The sequence below is a fragment of the Amycolatopsis sp. NPDC049252 genome, from assembly GCF_043197175.1.
In the GTDB taxonomy this organism is placed as follows: Bacteria; Actinomycetota; Actinomycetes; order Mycobacteriales; family Pseudonocardiaceae; genus Amycolatopsis.
In genome coordinates this window covers 1-16,856 of sequence record NZ_JBICSQ010000009.1, presented here as the reverse complement: position 1 = coordinate 16,856, position 16,856 = coordinate 1, and the positions used below count along the sequence as shown (strand labels likewise).

17 protein-coding genes are annotated in these 16,856 nt (G+C 71.3%); 8 read left to right on the top strand and 9 right to left on the bottom strand.

Annotated features, from left to right (window positions below):
- Window positions 1-192: 192 nt before the first annotated feature.
- From ACGFMK_RS14100 to ACGFMK_RS14080, 5 genes are read right to left on the bottom strand one after another with little or no spacing between them, the layout of a single operon-like run.
- A complete protein-coding gene (locus tag ACGFMK_RS14100; protein ID WP_392762032.1) occupies window positions 193-1,647 on the bottom strand; it encodes an NAD(P)/FAD-dependent oxidoreductase in 1,455 nt (484 codons plus the stop codon).
- Entirely contained in the window at window positions 1,640-1,870 is a 231-nt protein-coding gene (locus tag ACGFMK_RS14095; RefSeq protein ID WP_328442459.1) for a ferredoxin, read from the bottom strand. Before ACGFMK_RS14095 ends, ACGFMK_RS14100 begins: the two co-directional genes overlap by 8 nt.
- Before the next feature lies 1 nt (window position 1,871).
- Window positions 1,872-2,489, bottom strand: a complete 618-nt coding sequence (locus ACGFMK_RS14090) for a ferric reductase-like transmembrane domain-containing protein (RefSeq protein WP_392762028.1) — start codon at window positions 2,487-2,489, stop codon at window positions 1,872-1,874.
- Window positions 2,482-3,276, bottom strand: coding sequence for a DUF4142 domain-containing protein (locus ACGFMK_RS14085; RefSeq protein ID WP_392762025.1), 795 nt, complete (start codon window positions 3,274-3,276; stop codon window positions 2,482-2,484). Before ACGFMK_RS14085 ends, ACGFMK_RS14090 begins: the two co-directional genes overlap by 8 nt.
- On the bottom strand, window positions 3,260-3,856 hold the full coding sequence (locus ACGFMK_RS14080) for a hypothetical protein (RefSeq protein ID WP_392762022.1): 597 nt from the start codon (window positions 3,854-3,856) through the stop codon (window positions 3,260-3,262). Before ACGFMK_RS14080 ends, ACGFMK_RS14085 begins: the two co-directional genes overlap by 17 nt.
- Window positions 3,857-4,096: 240 nt before the next feature.
- Here ACGFMK_RS14080 and ACGFMK_RS14075 point away from each other — a divergent pair, with 240 nt between their 5' ends.
- The 4 genes from ACGFMK_RS14075 to ACGFMK_RS14060 all read left to right on the top strand — a co-directional run bounded on the left by ACGFMK_RS14075 (window position 4,097) and on the right by ACGFMK_RS14060 (window position 8,299).
- Window positions 4,097-4,657, top strand: a complete 561-nt coding sequence (locus ACGFMK_RS14075) for a sigma-70 family RNA polymerase sigma factor (RefSeq protein WP_323337612.1) — start codon at window positions 4,097-4,099, stop codon at window positions 4,655-4,657.
- On the top strand, window positions 4,644-5,441 hold the full coding sequence (locus tag ACGFMK_RS14070; RefSeq protein WP_392762019.1) for a zf-HC2 domain-containing protein: 798 nt from the start codon (window positions 4,644-4,646) through the stop codon (window positions 5,439-5,441). The genes ACGFMK_RS14075 and ACGFMK_RS14070 overlap by 14 nt, the downstream gene beginning before the upstream one ends.
- A gap of 343 nt (window positions 5,442-5,784) precedes the next feature.
- Window positions 5,785-7,281 (top strand): DUF1996 domain-containing protein, encoded by a 1,497-nt coding sequence (locus ACGFMK_RS14065; protein ID WP_392762016.1) that lies wholly within the window; start codon window positions 5,785-5,787, stop codon window positions 7,279-7,281.
- A 49-nt stretch (window positions 7,282-7,330) separates the two neighbouring features.
- Complete coding sequence (locus tag ACGFMK_RS14060; protein WP_392762013.1) at window positions 7,331-8,299, top strand: SCO0930 family lipoprotein; 969 nt, start codon at window positions 7,331-7,333, stop codon at window positions 8,297-8,299.
- A 740-nt stretch (window positions 8,300-9,039) separates the two neighbouring features.
- Here ACGFMK_RS14060 and ACGFMK_RS14055 read toward each other — a convergent pair.
- A complete protein-coding gene (locus ACGFMK_RS14055) occupies window positions 9,040-10,068 on the bottom strand; it encodes an Lrp/AsnC family transcriptional regulator (protein WP_392762011.1) in 1,029 nt (342 codons plus the stop codon).
- An 86-nt stretch (window positions 10,069-10,154) separates the two neighbouring features.
- Between ACGFMK_RS14055 and ACGFMK_RS14050 the strand changes: the two genes are divergently transcribed.
- From ACGFMK_RS14050 to ACGFMK_RS14035, 4 genes are read left to right on the top strand one after another with little or no spacing between them, the layout of a single operon-like run.
- On the top strand, window positions 10,155-11,348 hold the full coding sequence (locus ACGFMK_RS14050; RefSeq protein ID WP_392762009.1) for a M20 family metallopeptidase: 1,194 nt from the start codon (window positions 10,155-10,157) through the stop codon (window positions 11,346-11,348).
- Window positions 11,349-11,352: 4 nt separating this feature from the next.
- A complete protein-coding gene (locus ACGFMK_RS14045; protein ID WP_392762007.1) occupies window positions 11,353-11,556 on the top strand; it encodes a hypothetical protein in 204 nt (67 codons plus the stop codon).
- Window positions 11,553-12,965: a sodium:solute symporter gene (locus ACGFMK_RS14040; RefSeq protein WP_392762005.1), complete on the top strand. Its 1,413-nt coding sequence runs from the start codon at window positions 11,553-11,555 to the stop codon at window positions 12,963-12,965. The genes ACGFMK_RS14045 and ACGFMK_RS14040 overlap by 4 nt, the downstream gene beginning before the upstream one ends.
- Window positions 12,962-14,164, top strand: coding sequence for an amidohydrolase family protein (locus ACGFMK_RS14035; protein ID WP_392762004.1), 1,203 nt, complete (start codon window positions 12,962-12,964; stop codon window positions 14,162-14,164). The genes ACGFMK_RS14040 and ACGFMK_RS14035 overlap by 4 nt, the downstream gene beginning before the upstream one ends.
- Before the next feature lies 1 nt (window position 14,165).
- Here ACGFMK_RS14035 and ACGFMK_RS14030 read toward each other — a convergent pair whose 3' ends face one another.
- The 3 genes from ACGFMK_RS14030 to ACGFMK_RS14020 all read right to left on the bottom strand — a co-directional run bounded on the left by ACGFMK_RS14030 (window position 14,166) and on the right by ACGFMK_RS14020 (window position 16,739).
- A complete protein-coding gene (locus ACGFMK_RS14030; protein ID WP_392762001.1) occupies window positions 14,166-14,765 on the bottom strand; it encodes a hypothetical protein in 600 nt (199 codons plus the stop codon).
- 120 nt (window positions 14,766-14,885) lie between these two features.
- The gene (locus ACGFMK_RS14025) at window positions 14,886-15,686 is read right to left on the bottom strand and encodes an alpha/beta fold hydrolase (RefSeq protein ID WP_392761999.1); all 801 of its coding nucleotides are present in this window, start codon (window positions 15,684-15,686) and stop codon (window positions 14,886-14,888) included.
- A 9-nt stretch (window positions 15,687-15,695) separates the two neighbouring features.
- Window positions 15,696-16,739, bottom strand: coding sequence for an NAD(P)H-dependent flavin oxidoreductase (locus tag ACGFMK_RS14020; RefSeq protein ID WP_392761997.1), 1,044 nt, complete (start codon window positions 16,737-16,739; stop codon window positions 15,696-15,698).
- Window positions 16,740-16,856 lie beyond the last annotated feature (117 nt).

Sequence of the window (16,856 nt, the reverse complement as noted above, 5' to 3'; positions counted from 1 at the left end):
CCATCTCGAGGGGTGTCGGGTTCCCTCGGGATGGCCCTCTCCTGGCCCGCCGGACGCTCGGCCCGAGTCCGGGCGCGAGGCGGGCAGTGGGGACGTTTTGGGGGCCGGCCACCACGCCGCCCAGCCGCGGAGGGGACGTAGTGGCCGGCCAAGGGACGAGGGCCGCCGCGCGCAGCCTCGCCCCGGTCTTCGTTACCTCCCCATCGGGATGGCCATGGTCGGCGGTGCGTCCACCGGCAGGGACTGCGCGGCGAACGCCGTCGTGGGGGGCGCGGCCAGGGACTGCGCGGCGAACGCGGTGGTCGGGATGTTGTTGGCGAACTCGCTCTCGAACTCGCGCTCGAAGGCCTGGGCGTCGAAACCGCTCTCGAACTCCGTCGGCACGTCGGCCGCCAGCGCCGCGAGCGACGGTTCGACGACCGGGACCTGGGGGGTCTCGGCGGCCACGGCGGGAGCGGGCTCCGGCTCCGGCACGTACTCCGGGGCGGGCAGCCGGCGGTCGAGCTCGGCCATCCAGTCGAGCATCGCGCGCGGCTTGTCCCACGCGGAGATGCCGACGAGCCGGCCGTCGCGGATGAAGCCGGTGATGCCGTCGGCCAGCGTCACGGTGTCTTCGGCCAGCGACGGCATGCCGCACATCTGCAGCCGCGTGTCGTACAGCGTCGACCACGCCCGGGGGAGCGGGGTGAACGGCTTGGCGCTGGACTGGCCCATCAGCAGGTTGTCCGCCGCGTGCCGGGCCGACTCGACGGCGTTGATCCAGTGCTCGACCCGCCGCGGGGTCTCGTCGAAGCGCAGGTTCGGCCAGCGCGCGATGTCCCCGGCGATGACGACGTCGGACGCGCCCTCGGCGAACAGCTTCGAGTCGCACAGCACGCCGTCGCTGATGTCGAGGCCGGAGCCGCGCATCCAGTCGACCGACGGGACACTGCCGATGGCGAGCACGACGACGCTGGCGACCAGCAGCTGGTTGTTCGTCAGGTGCAGCCCGACGGTGTCCTTCGTGCTGATCCAGTGCCGCACTTCGCTCTTCATCGCGAGTTTCGCGCGGTGCTCGTGGTGCGCCTCGACGATGCCGCTCGAGACGCGGTCGCCGAAGCGGTGCAGCGGCGCCTTCGCGTGGCCGACCAGGGTGACGTCCCGGCCGATGTGCCGCATGCTCGCGGCGAACTCGTTGCCGATCAGGCCGGCGCCGATCACGACGGCCGGCTTCTTGCTGGCGTGCAGGCAGCGCCGCACGGCCATCGAGTCCTCGACCGTGCGCAGGATCCGCACGCGCGGGTCGTGGCGCGGCGATCCGGGCAGGTGCCGCGGGTAGACGCCGGTCGCGGCGATCAGGCCGTCGTACCAGAGGGATTCACCACCGGGCAGGTGCACGACCCGCTCGGTGGTGTCGAGGTGCGTGACCCGCGCGCCGAGCCGCCAGTGCACGTCCAGGTCCGGCAGGTAGTGCGAAAGGCCCACGTCGCTGGGCCGTTCGGTCCCCATCACGAGCGCCTTGGAGACCATCGGCCGGTGGTAGGGGCGCCGGGCTTCGTCGCCGATCAGGACGATCTCACCGTCGAAGTTCTGTTCCCGCAGGCGTTCCGCGGCGCGCAACCCCGCGACGCCCGCACCGACGATGACGATCCGGTCGCCGTCAGCCATCGAGGTCCCCTCTCATCACGACCGCCTGCATCGGGCAGCAGCGGGCCGCCATCTTCGCCTGTTCCATGGTGGTTTCGTCCAGCAGCCGCGTGCGGAAGCGCAGCCGGCCGTCCTGGCCGAGGTCGAACACGTCCGGCGCTTCCATGGCGCAGATGCCGTAGAGCTCGCAGCGGTCGTTGTCGACACTGATCCGGGGCCCGCTACCGGGCAAACGGAGGGGCATGTCAGGCCACCTGCTCTTCCACGAGTCCGATGCGTTCGAGGGTCCGGGCCGGCAGGAACCGCAGCAGCGACAACGTCGCCGCCGGGATGAGCAGCGTGATGCCGCCCAGCCAGACGACGGCGAGGTGGCCGTTGGCGATCGAGCCGAACCAGGCGTGCAACGCGGTCAGCGCCACGGCCGGGTAGGCGCAGCGGTGCAGCCACAGCCAGCGGCGGTAGGAGGTGAACCGCTGCAGGCCCGCGGTGAGCGCGATGGCCAGCATGACCTCGAAACCGACGATGCCGATGCTGTGCCGGATCTCCTGGCCGGACAGGAACGGGAGGAACAGGTACTGCAGGGAGTAGGGCTGGATCGTCAGGTAGAAGAACCCCAGGGCGTGGATGCCGCCGAAGATCAGCGTGCCGGTCGCGAGCACCATGTGCGAGCTGCGCAGGGCCTTGCGGCCGGTGACCGAGCGCACCCACCCCGTGGCGGTGAGCACGCCCCAGGTGAGGGTCAGCATCATCGCCGCGTAGGACGCCCGGGCCGCGAAGGCCGCGAGGCCCCGCGCCGCCGGGTCGGTCTTCGGCTGGAACTGCTGGGTGATCAGGATCGTCGCGTCGTGCCAGGTCTCAACCATGACTGCTCCCGGCACGAACGGCGGCCGGACGGGAAGCGGTCCGGGCGCGGGTGCGGTTGCCCTTGATCTGGCGCAGCACGTAGAACAGGCCGCCGCCGACCAGCAGGAACAGGGCCGCCACCACGGCGACCTGGGACGTGTCGAGGCCGAGCGGGGCTCCGGCGGGCGCCGCGGTGGTGGAGACCGCGGGCTCGGGGAGCGCGGTGTAGTCGACCATGCCGGTGCTCTCGAGCATCGTCATGTGCCGCATCACGGCCTGGTTGCCGACGGTCGCGAACGCCCGGACGTCGTCGTTGCGGGTGCCGGCGCGCAGCTGCGCGAGGATGGCGAACACCTGGCCGTGCGCCGCGCGCAGCCGGTTGGCGAAGACCCGGTCGAACGCCGGCCCGGGGGCGGCGTTCATCTCTTCGAGCAGCCAGCCGCGCTGTTCGTCGGAGGGCTGGTCGGGCACCGGCGAGTTCAGTTTCGCCGACAGCGCGCGGGTCGCGACGTCGAGCCGGCCGTGATCCATCATGATCGCGAAGCCGACTTCCTTGACCAGCGGGCTGCCCTTCTGCATGGCCATCATGCCCGAGGGCATCTCCCACAGCCCGGCCTGGCGGACCTTGGTGAGCAGCACCGAGTCGGTGGGCGAGACGGCCGTGGTCTGGGCGAGCGAGGCCGAGCCCGGCGCGAGCAGCGCCAGCACCGCGACCACCACGAACAGGATCCGGACCAGCGGCCGGGAGCGTTCGAGGGCGGACGGCGGGTAGAGCTCCGGCGCGGCGAACTCAGATGCCGAAAGCATTTTGCCTCCACTCGTCCTGGGTCAGCGTGATCTTCTTGCCGTCCGGCGCGATCGGGAACCACGCCTGGTCGGCGCCCTGGCCGGAGGTGTCGGCCGGTTCGCTGTCGCCGGTGAAGTGGTAGAGCGGCCAGCCGGCGAGGGTGACCTGCTGGCTGCCGTCCTCGCGGGTGATCTGGCCGATCAGGGACGTGTCGACGCCGATCGGCGCGGGGCCGCCGACGGTGACCGGGATCCACTTGGTCGCGCAGGCGCCGTTGCAGTTGGACCGTGAGGGGTCGGTCGTGTCCCGGTCGTAGCGGTAGATCGTGTAGCCGGTGCCGTCGACCAGCATCAGCCCCAGGTCGAACGTCTTCGCGGCGCGGAGCTGGCTCTTCGCCGGGTCGTTCGGGTTGGCCGTGATCGGCTGGGGCATGGCGAGGGTCATCTGGCCCGGTTGCTGGGCGGGCATCTGCATCCCGGCGCCGCCACCTGCGGCGTAACCACCGGAGGTGGTCGCGGCGCCGGCGGTACAGGCGGTGAGCAGAGCGAGTGCGGTGAGGCACACGGCGGCGGGGACCACCGGTCGGGGAATGCGGATCACTGCTCCTCCGTGGGGCATGACTACGCGCTGTTGCCGGGGGTGCAACGGAAAAGCGCGCGAAAGATCCACTGTGGACGACTGGTCCGGGGTGGATGCGGAGCGTTGCGGGGGACAACGCCTTGTCGGGGTCTTCGGTAGGGGATACGGACACGGTAGGGAAACGGTTCAAAAAACTTTCGGCCGCTCTTGCCCGGCACTTGGTACTAGACGTAGGCCGTCCGGCGCACCAAGATGTGCCGCGTGGGACGGCACACTCGAGCGCTGAGACCCGTCGAAGATCAGGAAGTCGTTGTTGAGCCCAACGACGCCCATGACGATCTGGCGAAGGCGCTCTACCAGGAGTTCGGCGGGTCCCTCATGGCGTTCGCGCTCCGGCTGACCGGCCACGACCGGCAGTGGGCCGAAGACGTCGTGCAGGAGACCCTGATCAAGGCGTGGCGGAACGCCGACAAGCTCGACCGCCAGCCGGAGATGCTGCGCGCGTGGTTGTTCACCGTCGCCCGCCGCACCGTCATCGACGGCTGGCGCAGCCGCAGTGTCCGTCCCCAGGAGCTCGAAGAGATCGAATCCGACGCGATCGCGGTGTCCGACGAGTCGGACCGCACGCTCGCCGCCATGATCGTTTACGAAGCGCTGCAGGGACTTTCGCCCGAGCAGCGCGAGGCCATCCAGCAGACCTACCTGCGCGATCGCACCGTGAACGAGGTCGCGGCCACCCTGGGCGTACCCCCGGGCACCATCAAGTCCCGCATCCACCACGCCGTCCGCGCCCTGCGCCGTGCCCTCCGTGAGCGGGGGTGAGCTGAGGTTGGCCGGGTCCGCGCACACCGACGTCGCCGCGTACGTGCTCGGCGTCCTCACCGAGGCCGAGAGCACCCAGTTCGAAGCCCATCTCATGAACTGCCCGCACTGCCAGCTCGACCTGATCGAGCTGTACCAGCTGCCGGACGTCCTCGACCTCGTCAAGCGCAGCTGGCCGGAGCCGCCGATGCCGGCGCCCGGCCCGCGCACCCTCGCCCCCGGGCCCCGGGTGCTGCGCGGCCTGATGGAGGAGGCGTCCGTCAAGCGCCGCCGTCGCAAGCGGCTCGGCATCATCGCCGGGGCCGCGGCCGCCGCGCTCGTCGTGGCCGGCCCGCTCGTGACCCTCGCCGTCCGGCCGGCCGACGCCGTCCCGCCCGCCGCCCTCTCCGCGCCGAGCGGCAAGCAGCCGCCTCCCGTGACGAGCGTCCCCGCGACGTCCACCCCGCCGCCGGGTCAGGCCGGCAACGGCCAGACCTACGGCCGCGGCAGCGGCGGGTCCGCCGTCAGCGCCCTCGTCACCGTCCTGCCGGTGGAGTGGGGCAGCCGCATCGAGCTCGAGCTGCGCGGGATCGTCGGGCCGCTGAAGTGCCAGCTGATCGCCGTCTCCGTTTCGGGCGGCGAGGGCGTGGTCGCCAGCTGGTCCGTGCCGCCCAAGGGCTTCGGCATTCCCGGCTCGCCCGAACCGCTGCGCCTGCAGGGGTCCACCTCGACGCCGATGGACCAGATCGGCCGGTTCGAGGTCCGTGGCGAGGACGGCACCGTCCTCGTCATGGTGCAGCGCTGAACCGTGCGGCGTTGAAACAATTTTCCCGCTTGTCCCCCGGTGACCTGGGTGAATGCTGCGCGGTTGCGCGGCGTCAGATAACGAAAAGATAACGGGCCGGTCGCTTTTGAACCTCGCGCCGCCGGCGTCCGTATCCCCCAATGCATCCCCCTGATGCACCCCGATAGACCCCGAGCCGGAACCAAGTGGCACCGGGCAGCGACGCCGGAACATTCGGCGGAAGGCCCCGGACAGCACTTCCCCCGGGTTCCGCACCACATCACGACCTCAATTATCGGTAGTTCTTGCCCGGGCTGCCGCGCTGTTCGGCGCGCCCGGAAAAACGAACGAGGTGAACTAGTCCATGCCCCGGAATTCTCGGTCCCCCGTGACGGGCAAGCATCGTGTTGCCCGTCGAACCAAGATCGCGATGGGCGCGATCGGCCTGGCGATCGCCGTCGGCGCACTCGCCGTCGCGGTCTCGACCGGCCGCACGGGCGAGGCCAGCGCGGACCCGGCTGACCCGTCGTTCTTCATCGACATCAACAAGGTTCCCGCCGGCAACAACGTCAACGCGGCCCTGGCGAAGAAGGGTACCCAAGGTTCCTTCACCGTCGACTGCGGCACGAACGCCGACGGCGCCCACCACAACCCGGACAACTTCATCGCCCAGCCCGGGATCAAGAACGGCGCGCAGCACCTGCACGACTACGTCGGCAACTTGACCACCGACGCCGACTCGAGCCTCAAGAGCCTGCTCGCCGGTGGCACGACCTGCAAGAACGGCGACAAGTCCGCCTACTTCTGGCCGGTCATCCGGATCGACACCGCGGACGACGCGGCGGCGAACGCGAGCAAGAACCAGCAGGCTCAGCAACAGCAGCAGGGCAAGACCGGCGACGTCCAGCAGGACCAGAGCGCCGCGGACGCCCAGGCGGCCGACGCCGCCGGCCAGGGCCAGGCCACTCAGGACCAGGCCACGCAGGACCAGGCCACGCAGGATCAGAACGCGCAGGATCAGAACGCGCAGGACCAGAACGCGCAGGATCAGAACGCTCAGGACCAGAACGGTCAGCAGAAGAAGAACGCCGGTGGCGGCGGGACTCGCGGTGGCCAGAACGCCCAGCAGCAGGACGGCCAGAACGCCCAGCAGGACCAGCAGGCGCAGAACCGTCGCCGCGGTGGCCAGAACGGCGGCCAGAACCAGGGCGGCAAGAACGGTGGCCAGAACAACGGTGGCCAGAACGGCAACCAGAGCAGCAGCGCCGCGGCACCGCCGTCCGAAGTGCTCGGCGGCCCCCAGGGCGCGAACGAAGAGGTCGGCGACAACGACGGCCAGATCGTCGAGCCGGAGTCGGCGACGCTGAAGTTCATCGGCGGCGGCGCCAGGAGCGTCGTCGCGATGCCGCTCGGCCTGAAGATCCTCTACGGTGACGCCAAGCAGAGCACCAACGGCCCGGCCAACGCCCGGCCCAGCTGGACCTGCACCGGGTTCGAGGACCGGCTGACCGACCTCTACCCGATCTGCCCGGCGGGCAGCAAGGTGGAGCGCATCCACGCCTTCCCGAACTGCTGGGACGGCAAGAACACCGACAGCGCGAACCACCGCACCCACGTGGTGTTCGCCAACCAGCAGGGCAAGTGCCCGCAGGGGTTCAAGAACATCCCGCAGCTGCAGGTGACGCTGGTCTACAACGTCCCGCAGGACGTCCAGCAAAAGGGCCAGTACAAAGTGGACGCATTCGCCCAGGAGAAGCACAACCCGCGGTCCGACCACGACGACTTCGGCAACGTGATGAGCAGGCAGATCATGAACCGCCTCGTCAACTGCGTCAACTCCGGCAAGGCCTGCGCGGAATAACGGCTCCACCGCTCCGCAACCGGCCACCGCTCCAAGAAGGGTGAACGTCATGAACCGTGCTCGCCCGGTCGCTGCCGCACTGCTCGCCGTCGCCGGCCTCGCGCTGGTCACGGCCTGCGGGACCAATCCGTACGCCACGTCCGGCACCACCGTGCAGCCGGCCGCGCTCGGACTCCAGCAGCAGCAACCGGCGAGCACGGTTCCGGCCGGTGCCGGCCAGGTCCAGCTCGTCACCTCCACAGTGGAGGGTCTCGGCACGGTCCTGGCCGACACCGAAGGCCACACGCTCTACCGGTACGCCAAGGACACCGCCAAGCCCCCGAAAGCTGTTTGCGACGGGGCTTGCGCCGAAATGTGGCCCCCGCTGGTCTCCGACACCCCGGCGCTCGCCGCCGGCGTGGACGCGCAGCTCATCGGCCAGGTCACGAGATCCGACGGACAGCAGCAGGTGACCGTCGGCGGCTGGCCGGTCTACCGGTACGCCAAGGACACCGGCCGGGGCATCGCGCTCGGCCAGAACGCCAGCGCGGACTGGTCGGCGATCACGCCGACGGGGGAGAAGGCGGGCCAGGGCCCGGCTTCCCCGGCCACCGAACCCGCGAAGCCCACCACGATCGGCACCACCGAAGTCGGCGGTCTCGGCCCGGTCCTCACGGACCAGGCCGGCAACACGCTCTACCTGTTCACGAAGGACGGCAAGGACTCCGGAACGTCCACATGCGACGGCGCCTGCGCGAAGACGTGGCCGCCGGTGCGGGTGGACGGCCGGATCACGGTCGCCGAGAGCGTCGACACCGCCCTCATCGGGCAGATCCGGCGCTCCGACGGAACCATGCAGGTGACCGTCGGCGGCTGGCCGGTCTACAGCTACAGCAAGGACGAAGCGCCCGGCGAAGCCAACGGGCACGGAGTCGGGAACACCTGGTACGCCGTGGAACCCAGCGGCTGCAAGGTCGACCCGGCCCGCAGACCCGACGCCCAGCAGGTTGCGGCAGCGTCATCTTCCGGCGGGTACTGACCCGCCCCACGATCCCCGGCCCGGCGAACACTTCCCTCCACCTCACCCCCCCGTTCGCCGGGCCGGTCGCAGTACGCGGGACCACGGTCCCGTTCGTGAGTTACCGCACCCGGTGGGTGTTTCCCCTCCACCTCACCCCCTTTGCCCACCGGGCCGATGCGGTAACGCGAGACCCGGTCCGGCGGACGCCCTCCACCTCACCCCCCAGTCCGCCGGACCACGGTCCCGTCCCCGAGCCCCGGCCGGGTGGACGACTTCCCTCCACCTCACCCCCTCGTCCACCCGGCCGGGATTCCGTTCCCCCACAACGATCCACTTCGGATCAGGCGAAGGAGGACAGTCGCGGGATGCAGATCCCGCCCCGAGTTCCGGTCCGGCAGGCGACTTCCCTCCACCTCACCCCCCTCGCCCGCCGGCCCGGAACTCCCCCAACCCCGCAACCCGACCCTCCAGGTACGCGAGCCGACCTCCCAATCACGCGAGATGCCCCTCCAGACACGCGAGAGGCCCCTCCAGCCAACCGAAATCCCCGCTGGACACGCGACTCACGTCCTCCATCACGCGAGTCACGTCCCCAGTCACGCGAGATCCGCTTACGGTCCCGCGATTCCGGTCTCCGAGCTTCCACGCTCCGCCCGGATCCCGGCCTGACGGCCGCCCCCTCGGTCGCGGGCCGTTCCGCAATCCCCGGTCCGGTGGATGCTTCCCTCCACCTCACCCCCCTCATCCTCCGGACCGGCTCAGCTGCGGTCCCCGTGCTCCGGCACGGGGACCGTGGCCCAGAAGTCCAGCGGGACGCGGCCGACGCCCCGCCCGGCCGAGTCGAGCAGCCGGCCCATCAGCTTGACGCTCCGCAGGGTGACGGCCCGGCCGGTGATCTCCAGCCACGGCAGCTTCGCGGCCAGAACCCCTTCCAGCGCCACCGTGTCGTGCTGCGCCGGCAGCCACACCACCAGCATCAGGTTCGCCTCCCCGGACACCGCCGCGCACATCCGGACGTCGGGCAGCATCGCCAGCGAACGCGCCGTCGTCTCCAGCTTGTCCGGGGGAACCCGCAGCCACAGCGTCACCGTGACCGGCGCGGGGGACGCCGACCGCGCGATCTCGCACCGCACGCGGATCGCGCCCCGGGCCAGCAGCGCGTCCAGCCGGCGTCGCACGGTCGTCGCCCCGACGCCGAGCTCGGCCGCCAGCGCCGCCGCCGACACCCGCGCGTCCACCCCGAGGGCCAGGATCAACGCCCGGTCGGCCTCGTCGAACCGCAGCGGGGCGCGGTGCCGCACCGGTTTCGGCGTCAGCGCTTCCCGTTGCCCGGGCGAGATCGCGCGCACCCGCCACCGGCTGCCTTCGGTGAACATCCGCGGTGACAGGACGGTCCGCACCCGCGTGACACCCGGGGTCGTCGCCACCCGGTCCAGCACGTGCGCGCCCAGCTCCCGCAACGTCGGCGCGACGACGTGGACGAGCAGGTCACCCGGCCCGGCCACACATTCGACGGTCACCACGTGCACGTCCGCGGCCAGCTCGCCGGCGACGCGCAGAACCGAGCCGGGCGTGCAGTCGATCTCGACGAACGCCAAGGCCAGCTGCGCGGTGAGCTCCCCACCCGCGTACGCGGTGAGCCACGCGTCCCCGCGTTCGACGAGGCCGTCCCAGCGCCGGGCGGCGGTGACCGCGCCCAGCCCCAGCGCTTTTCCGAGCGTCGACCAGGACGCCCGCGGCGCCGCCTGCAGCGCGTCGACCAGTTTGAGGTCCTGCTCGTCCAACATGGCGGATTCTTCGCTCATCGGCCCTCGAAACGGTGGTTCTGTGGGTTTTTCCCAGCCATTGTGCTCGACTCTCGCATGATCGGCGGATGACTCTGCGCTCCGACGCCGCCGTCCTGCTCGACGATCTGGTCTCCCTGCGCCGTGACCTGCACCGCATCCCCGAGATCGGCCTGCACCTGCCGCGCACGCAGGAACGCGTCCTCGCCGCGCTCGACGGCCTCGGCCTCGAACTCACCCTCGGCAAGAACCTCTCCTCGATCACCGGCGTCCTCCGCGGCGGCAAGCCCGGCGGCACGGTCCTCCTGCGGGGCGACATGGACGCGCTCCCGGTCACCGAGGCCACCGGCGAGGAGTTCGGCTCCACGCTCGACGGCGCCATGCACGCCTGCGGCCACGACCTGCACACCGCGGGCCTGGTCGGCGCGGCCCGGCTGCTCGCCGCCCGCAAGGCCGACCTGCCCGGCGATGTCGTGTTCATGTTCCAGCCCGGCGAAGAGGGCTGGGACGGCGCCGGGCACATGATCGAGGAGGGCGTCCTGACGGCGTCCGGCAAGCACGTCGACGCCGCGTACGGCCTGCACGTCTCGGCCGCGAGCTACGGGAAGGGCCAGTTCACCGCCCGCCCCGGCACGCTGATGGCGGCGTCCGGCGCGCTGGCCGTCCGGGTCCTCGGCGAAGGCGGCCACGGCTCGTCCCCGCACGACGCCCGCGACCCGATCCCGGCGGCCTGCGAGATGGTGACCGCGCTGCAGACGATGGTGACGCGCACCTTCGACGTCTTCGACCCGGTCGTCGTCACCGTCGGGATGTTCCACGCCGGCACCCGGCGCAACATCATCCCGGACGACGCGAGGTTCGAGGCGACCCTGCGCTCGTTCTCGCCGGAGACGGCGGCCCGCGTCGGCGACCGCGCCGTCCAGGTCTGCCGCGGCATCGCCGCCGCGCACGGCCTCGACGTCGACGTCACCTACGAGCCGGAGTACCCGGCGACGATCAACGACGCCGGGGCATACGACTTCGTCGCGGACACGATCCGCGACGTCTTCGGCGAGGAGCGGTTCACCGAGATGGCCGAACCGATCACCGGGTCGGAGGACTTCTCCCGCGTCCTCGAGCGCGTGCCCGGCGCGTACCTGTTCCTCGGCGCCTGTCCGACGGACCCGGCGACCGCGCCGGACAACCACTCGCCCCGCGCGAGGTTCGACGACAGCGTGCTCGGCGACGGCGCCGCGCTGCTGGCCGAGCTCGCCCTCCGCCGGCTCGAGATCCTGGCGGGGTGAGCCCGTGCGCAGATACCACTGGCCGCCGCTGCTCCCGGTGCTCGCGCTGGTGCTGATGCCGTTCCTGCCGTTCGTCAACACGACCGGGCTGTGGCTCGGGCTGCCGCGGATGGTGGTGTGGGGCGCGTTCTGGTGCCTGATGTTCACCCCGGCGCTGCTGTGGTCCGAACGCCTGCTGCGCGCGGCGGGGGAGGAGGACGACGCATGATCCTCACCTTCACCCTCGCCGGCATCGTGCTGATCGGCGTGCTCGGCTTCGTCGGCCGCCGCAAGCCCGTCGCCGACCTGGCCGAATGGACGGTCGGTGGCCGCCGGTTCGGCGCGCTCACGATGTGGTTCCTGCAGGCCGGGGAGGTGTTCACCACCTTCACCTTCCTCGGCATGGCCGGGCTCGCGTTCTCCGGCGGCGTCGCGGCGATGTACGCGCTGCCGTACGTGCCGATCGCCTACGTCGTGCTGTTCTTCCTCGCCAAACGGCTCTGGACGATGGGGAAGGACCGCGGGTACCTCACCCAGGGCGACTTCCTCGAGGACCGCTACTCCAGCCGGACGCTCGGCACGCTGTCCGCGGTGCTGGGCGTGGTCTTCGTGCTGCCGTACCTGCAGCTGCAGATCACCGGGCTCGGCCTGATCGTCCGGCTGGTCACCGGCGACAACGCCTCCGGCACGCTCAGCATGGTGACCGGCAGCGTGCTGATCGTCGCGTTCGTGCTGTGGGCCGGGCTGCGCGGCGTCGCGGCGACGTCCTACTTCAAGGACGGCGTCATGCTGGTCGCGCTGGTGGTGCTCATCATCGCCGTGCCGACGCACTTCGCGGGCGGGATTCCCGCGGTGTTCCACAAGATCGAGCAGCTGCACCCGGAGAAGCTGATCGTCCACAGTGGAGCGAACGACCACGTCTGGTTCATCACGAGCATGCTGGTCAGCGCCATCGGCGTCGGCCTGATGACACTGCCGCACTCGTGGCCGGCGCTGATGTCCGCGCGCGACCCGAAGGTGCTGCGGCGCAACTACGCCTGGATGCCGGTGTACGAGCTGTGCCTGCTGCTGCCGATGGTCATCGGGTTCGCGGCGATCCTCGTGGTACCCAAGGGGAGTGATCCGAACGGCGTACTGCTGACGCTCTCGAAGGACGCCCTGCCCGGCTGGGTGACCGGGGTCGTCGTGGTCGCCGCGACGGCCACCGCGATGGTCCCGGCGGCCGGGATCCTGATCGGCATCTCGTCGCTGGTGGCGCGCAACATAGTCCGTGTTCGCAGCGGCCGCAAGCAGTTCTGGATCAACCACGGCACGGTTGTGGTCGCGAGTACCCTTGCCCTCGTGCTCGGCATCTTCCGCCCGGACCTGCTGGCCAACCTGCTGCTGCTCACCTATTCGGGCTCGGTCCAGCTGGCGCCGGCCAACCTGCTGGGCTTCTTCCGGCGCGTGCCGGTCGGCAAGGGCCCGGTGCTGGCCGGGCTGGTGGCCGGCGAGCTCGTGGTCAGCTGGCTGACCTTTGTGGACACTCACCTGGTCGGCACGGTCAACGTGGGCCTGGTGGGGCTCGGCGCGAACGTCGTCGTGCTCGCACTGGCCGCTCTGGTCCAACGACAGGCTTCTCCCCAGGAGGCGGCGTGACTCGCACGGTCTTCACCGGCGGTTCGGTGTTCGACGGCACCGGCGCGGACCCGGCGGCGGCCGACGTCGCCGTCGAACACGGGCGGATCGTCGACGTCGGCACGGATCTGGACGGCGACGAGGGCGTCGACTGCGACGGTGCCGTGCTGCTGCCGGGCCTGTTCGACTGCCATGTGCACGTCACGGTGTCCGACATCGGGCTGCTCGCGCGGGTGCAGAAACCGTTCTCCTACCAGTTCTACGAGGCCGCCCGGAACCTGTGGGCGACCCTCGGGCTGGGCATCACGACGGTCCGCGACGCCTCCGGCGCCGACCTCGGCATCAAGCAGGCGGTGGACGACGGACTGATCCCGGGCCCGCGGCTGCAGATCTCGATCGGCCTGATCAGCCAGACCGGCGGCCACGGCGACGCGTGGAGCCCGTCCGGGATGTGCGTCCCGCTGCTGGTGCCGCACCCGGGCCGCCCGGACGCGACCGCCGACGGCCCCGACGAGATGCGCCGCGTCGCCCGCACCCTGCTGCGCGCGGGCGCGGACGTGCTGAAGGTGTGCACGACCGGCGGGGTGCTCTCGCCGCGCGACGACCCGCGGCACGCGCAGTACACGCCGGAGGAGCTGGAGGTCCTGGTCGCCGAGGCGGCCGCGCAGGGCCGTCCGGTGATGGCGCACGCGCAGGGCGCGGCGGGCATCAAGAACGCCGTCCGCGCGGGCGTCCGCTCGATCGAGCACGGCATCTACCTGGACGACGAGGCGATCGAGCTGATGCTCGGCCACGGCACGTGGCTGGTCCCGACGCTGATCGCCCCGGTGAACGTGGTCCGCGCGGCCGACGCGGGCATCGACCTGCCGTCGGCCGTCGTCGCCAAGGCCCGCGAGGTGGTCGAGGCCCACCGCGACTCGGTCCGCCGCGCGTACGCCGCAGGCGTCCGCATCGCGATGGGCACGGACAGCGGCGTCGGCCCGCACGGCACGAACCTCGAGGAACTGGCCCTGATGGCGGCGTGCGGCATGACGCCCGGGGACGTCCTGGAGGCGACGACGTCGTCGGCGGCCCGGCTGATGGGCCTGGACGGCGAGCTGGGCCGCATCGAGCCGGGCCTGCGCGCGGACCTCGTGGTGGTGGCGGGGGACCCGTACGACTTCCCGGGGCTGGCGGGCACCATCCGCGAGGTCTGGAAGGACGGCACCCGGGTGGTCTGAGCTAGTTGCCGACCGCGACCAGCACGACGAAGCCCGTGACGGTCACGCCCAGCAGCGGCCAGCCGACGATCGGCTTGACGCCGACCCCGGCCACCAGCAGGCCGAACGCCAGGATCAGCGTGCCGAGGCCCAGTTCACCGTGCACGTACTGGGCCGCGGTGACTGCGTTCTGCCCCCCACCGAGGTCGGCGACGAACGCGTCCCGGATCGCGGCCGGCGTGCGGTCGTAGCGGAATTCCCAGATGAACTGCGCGATCGGCCAGAGCATCGCGACGGCGCTGACGGAATAGCCCGCCACTTTCGCGATCAGGGCGGCGTTGTCGATGTTCCAGTTCAGTCCGACGATTCCGATCAAGGTCAGCGCGATGAGCGAATACAGCGTCGGGTGGAAATTCACCGGTCCGGCGAAACCGTTGAAAACGGCGAAGTTCCCGCCCCCGACCCCGCCGCCGAAGTCCTTCAAGCTGGTCAGGACGGTGTGCGCCAGCGGAGAACCGGGCGGCGGCTCGTAGGTCGCGCCGTACAAGGACGGCAGGACGAACCCGAGGAATCCGATGACGCTGCCGGCGATGACAAAACCACCGCGGGTCTTGCTTTCCATGTCCGCCCCGTCCGCCCCGTCCGCCGCCGAATCCGGCCACACCGGTCCCTGGGTCGCGGCCGTGGCGAATTTCGTTACGAGGGCGGGCTTTTCCCGCGTTGAAAAGGGGCGAAAGCCCGATTACGGGAGTTCCGGGGACAGCAGGTCCCGCAACGCGGCCGCGAACTTGACCGGGTTCCGCTGCGGCGCCAGGTGCGCCCCGGGCAGCTCCGTGAACGGCAGGCCCAGCTCCAGCGCCAGGATCTTCGCCGGCTGGTAGTGGTACCGGCCGCGGCTTCCCTCGCCGGCCACCGGGAGGACCTCCGTGCTCGCCCGGCGCAACGCGCGCAGGTCCGGCAGGTAGTCGAAGAACGGCGTCAGCTCGCGGTCGAACAGCCGGATCCAGTCGGCCTCGTGCGGGAGGCGGAGGTTGGGCAGGTCCGGCAGCGCGGCCCCCGCGATCGCGTCGGCGAACCGGGTCACCGCCGTCATCAGCTCACCCGAACGGGCCAGCTGCACCTGCTCGGCCGCCGCTTCGAGCCAGCCGCTCGCGTCCGGCATCAGGTGGACCGCCGGGGGCTCGTGCGCCACCAGCGTCGACACGCGGTCCGGGTGGCGGGCGACCAGGTCGAGGCCGATCAGCGCGCCCGCGCTCGAGCCGAACACCAGGGCCGGGGTGTCCGTCACGTGGTTCAGCACCGCCAGCGCGTCGTCCGCCTGCAGCGCCACCGGGACCGGGCCCGTCGTGGTGTCCGTGCTGGCGAAGTGGCCGCGCCGGTCGTACGTGACGACCGTGTAGTGCTCGTACAGGTGTTTCGCCAGCGCGCGGTAGGCGTCACCCGATCCGGTCCCGCCCGAGATCAGCAGCAGCACCGGCCCCTCGCCGCCGCGGCGGACCTGGAGCTCACCGTCCTCCACCGGGCAACGGCTTTCCGAGATCATGCCCGAAAGTCAAGCACACAGCCCGCGCAGGATTGCTTCGGCGTCGCTCACGATCCGTTCGATCAGGTCACCCACCCGGGGGAGATCCGCGAGCAGCCCGACGACCTGCCCGGACGCCAGCACCCCGGCCCCGAGGTCGCCGTCGACGAGCCCCGCGCGCAGCAGCATCGGCGTGTTGGCGGCCATCAGCACCTGCGCCCACGTCCGCTGCCCGCCGCGCTTCATCCGGACGCCCTCGCGCGCCAGCGACGCCCAGGAAAGCCCGCTGAGCCGCCGGAACCGGCCCGCGTTGGCCGCCGCCCGGACGAGCCCCCCGAGCGTCCCGGACGCCTCCAGCCCGTCGACCAGCCCGGTGCGCAACACCCGGTGCGGAAGGCCGTCCACCTTTCGGGTGACGACGGTGCCGTTCAGGTCTCGCGCCAGGTAGGCCTGCTTGATGGCGTCGGGCACCGTGCTCTCCCGCGTCAGCAGGAACCGGGTGCCCATGCCGATCCCGGCCGCGCCGTAGGCCAGCGCCGCGGCCAGCCCGCGGCCGTCGAAGAACCCGCCCGCCGCGACCACCGGGATGTCGACGGCGTCCAGCACCGACGGCAGCAGCAGCGTCGTGGCGACCCCGCCGGTGTGCCCGCCGCCCTCCCCGCCCTGGACGACGACCGCGTCCGCGCCCCACGCCGCCACCTTCTCGGCGTGCCGGGCCGCGCCCACCGACGGCACCACGACAACGCCGTGGTCCTTCAGCTTCGCGATCATGTCCTTCTTGGGGGCCAACGCGAACGACGCGACCCGGACGTTCTCGCGGATCAGCAGGTCGACGCGGCGGCCGGCGTCGTCGGCGTCCGCGCGCAGGTTGACCCCGAACGGCGCGGACGTGCGGCTCTTGACCTCCTTGACGGCGGCTTCGAGCTCGTCGAACGTCATCGTCGCCGAGCCGAGGATGCCGAGCCCGCCGCCCTCCGCCGTCGCCGACACCAGCCGCGGCCCGGCCACCCAGCCCATCCCGGTCTGGACGACCGGGTGCCGGACGCCGGTCAGCTCGGTCAGCCGCGTCTTCATTCGGGTACTTCCTTCTCCCGCAACGACTTCGGATCCAGTTCGGCGATCAGCTCCAGCTCTTCCGCGGTCGGCTCCCTGCTCGTGGTGACCCCGTCGGTGACCAGCGGGAACCCGGTC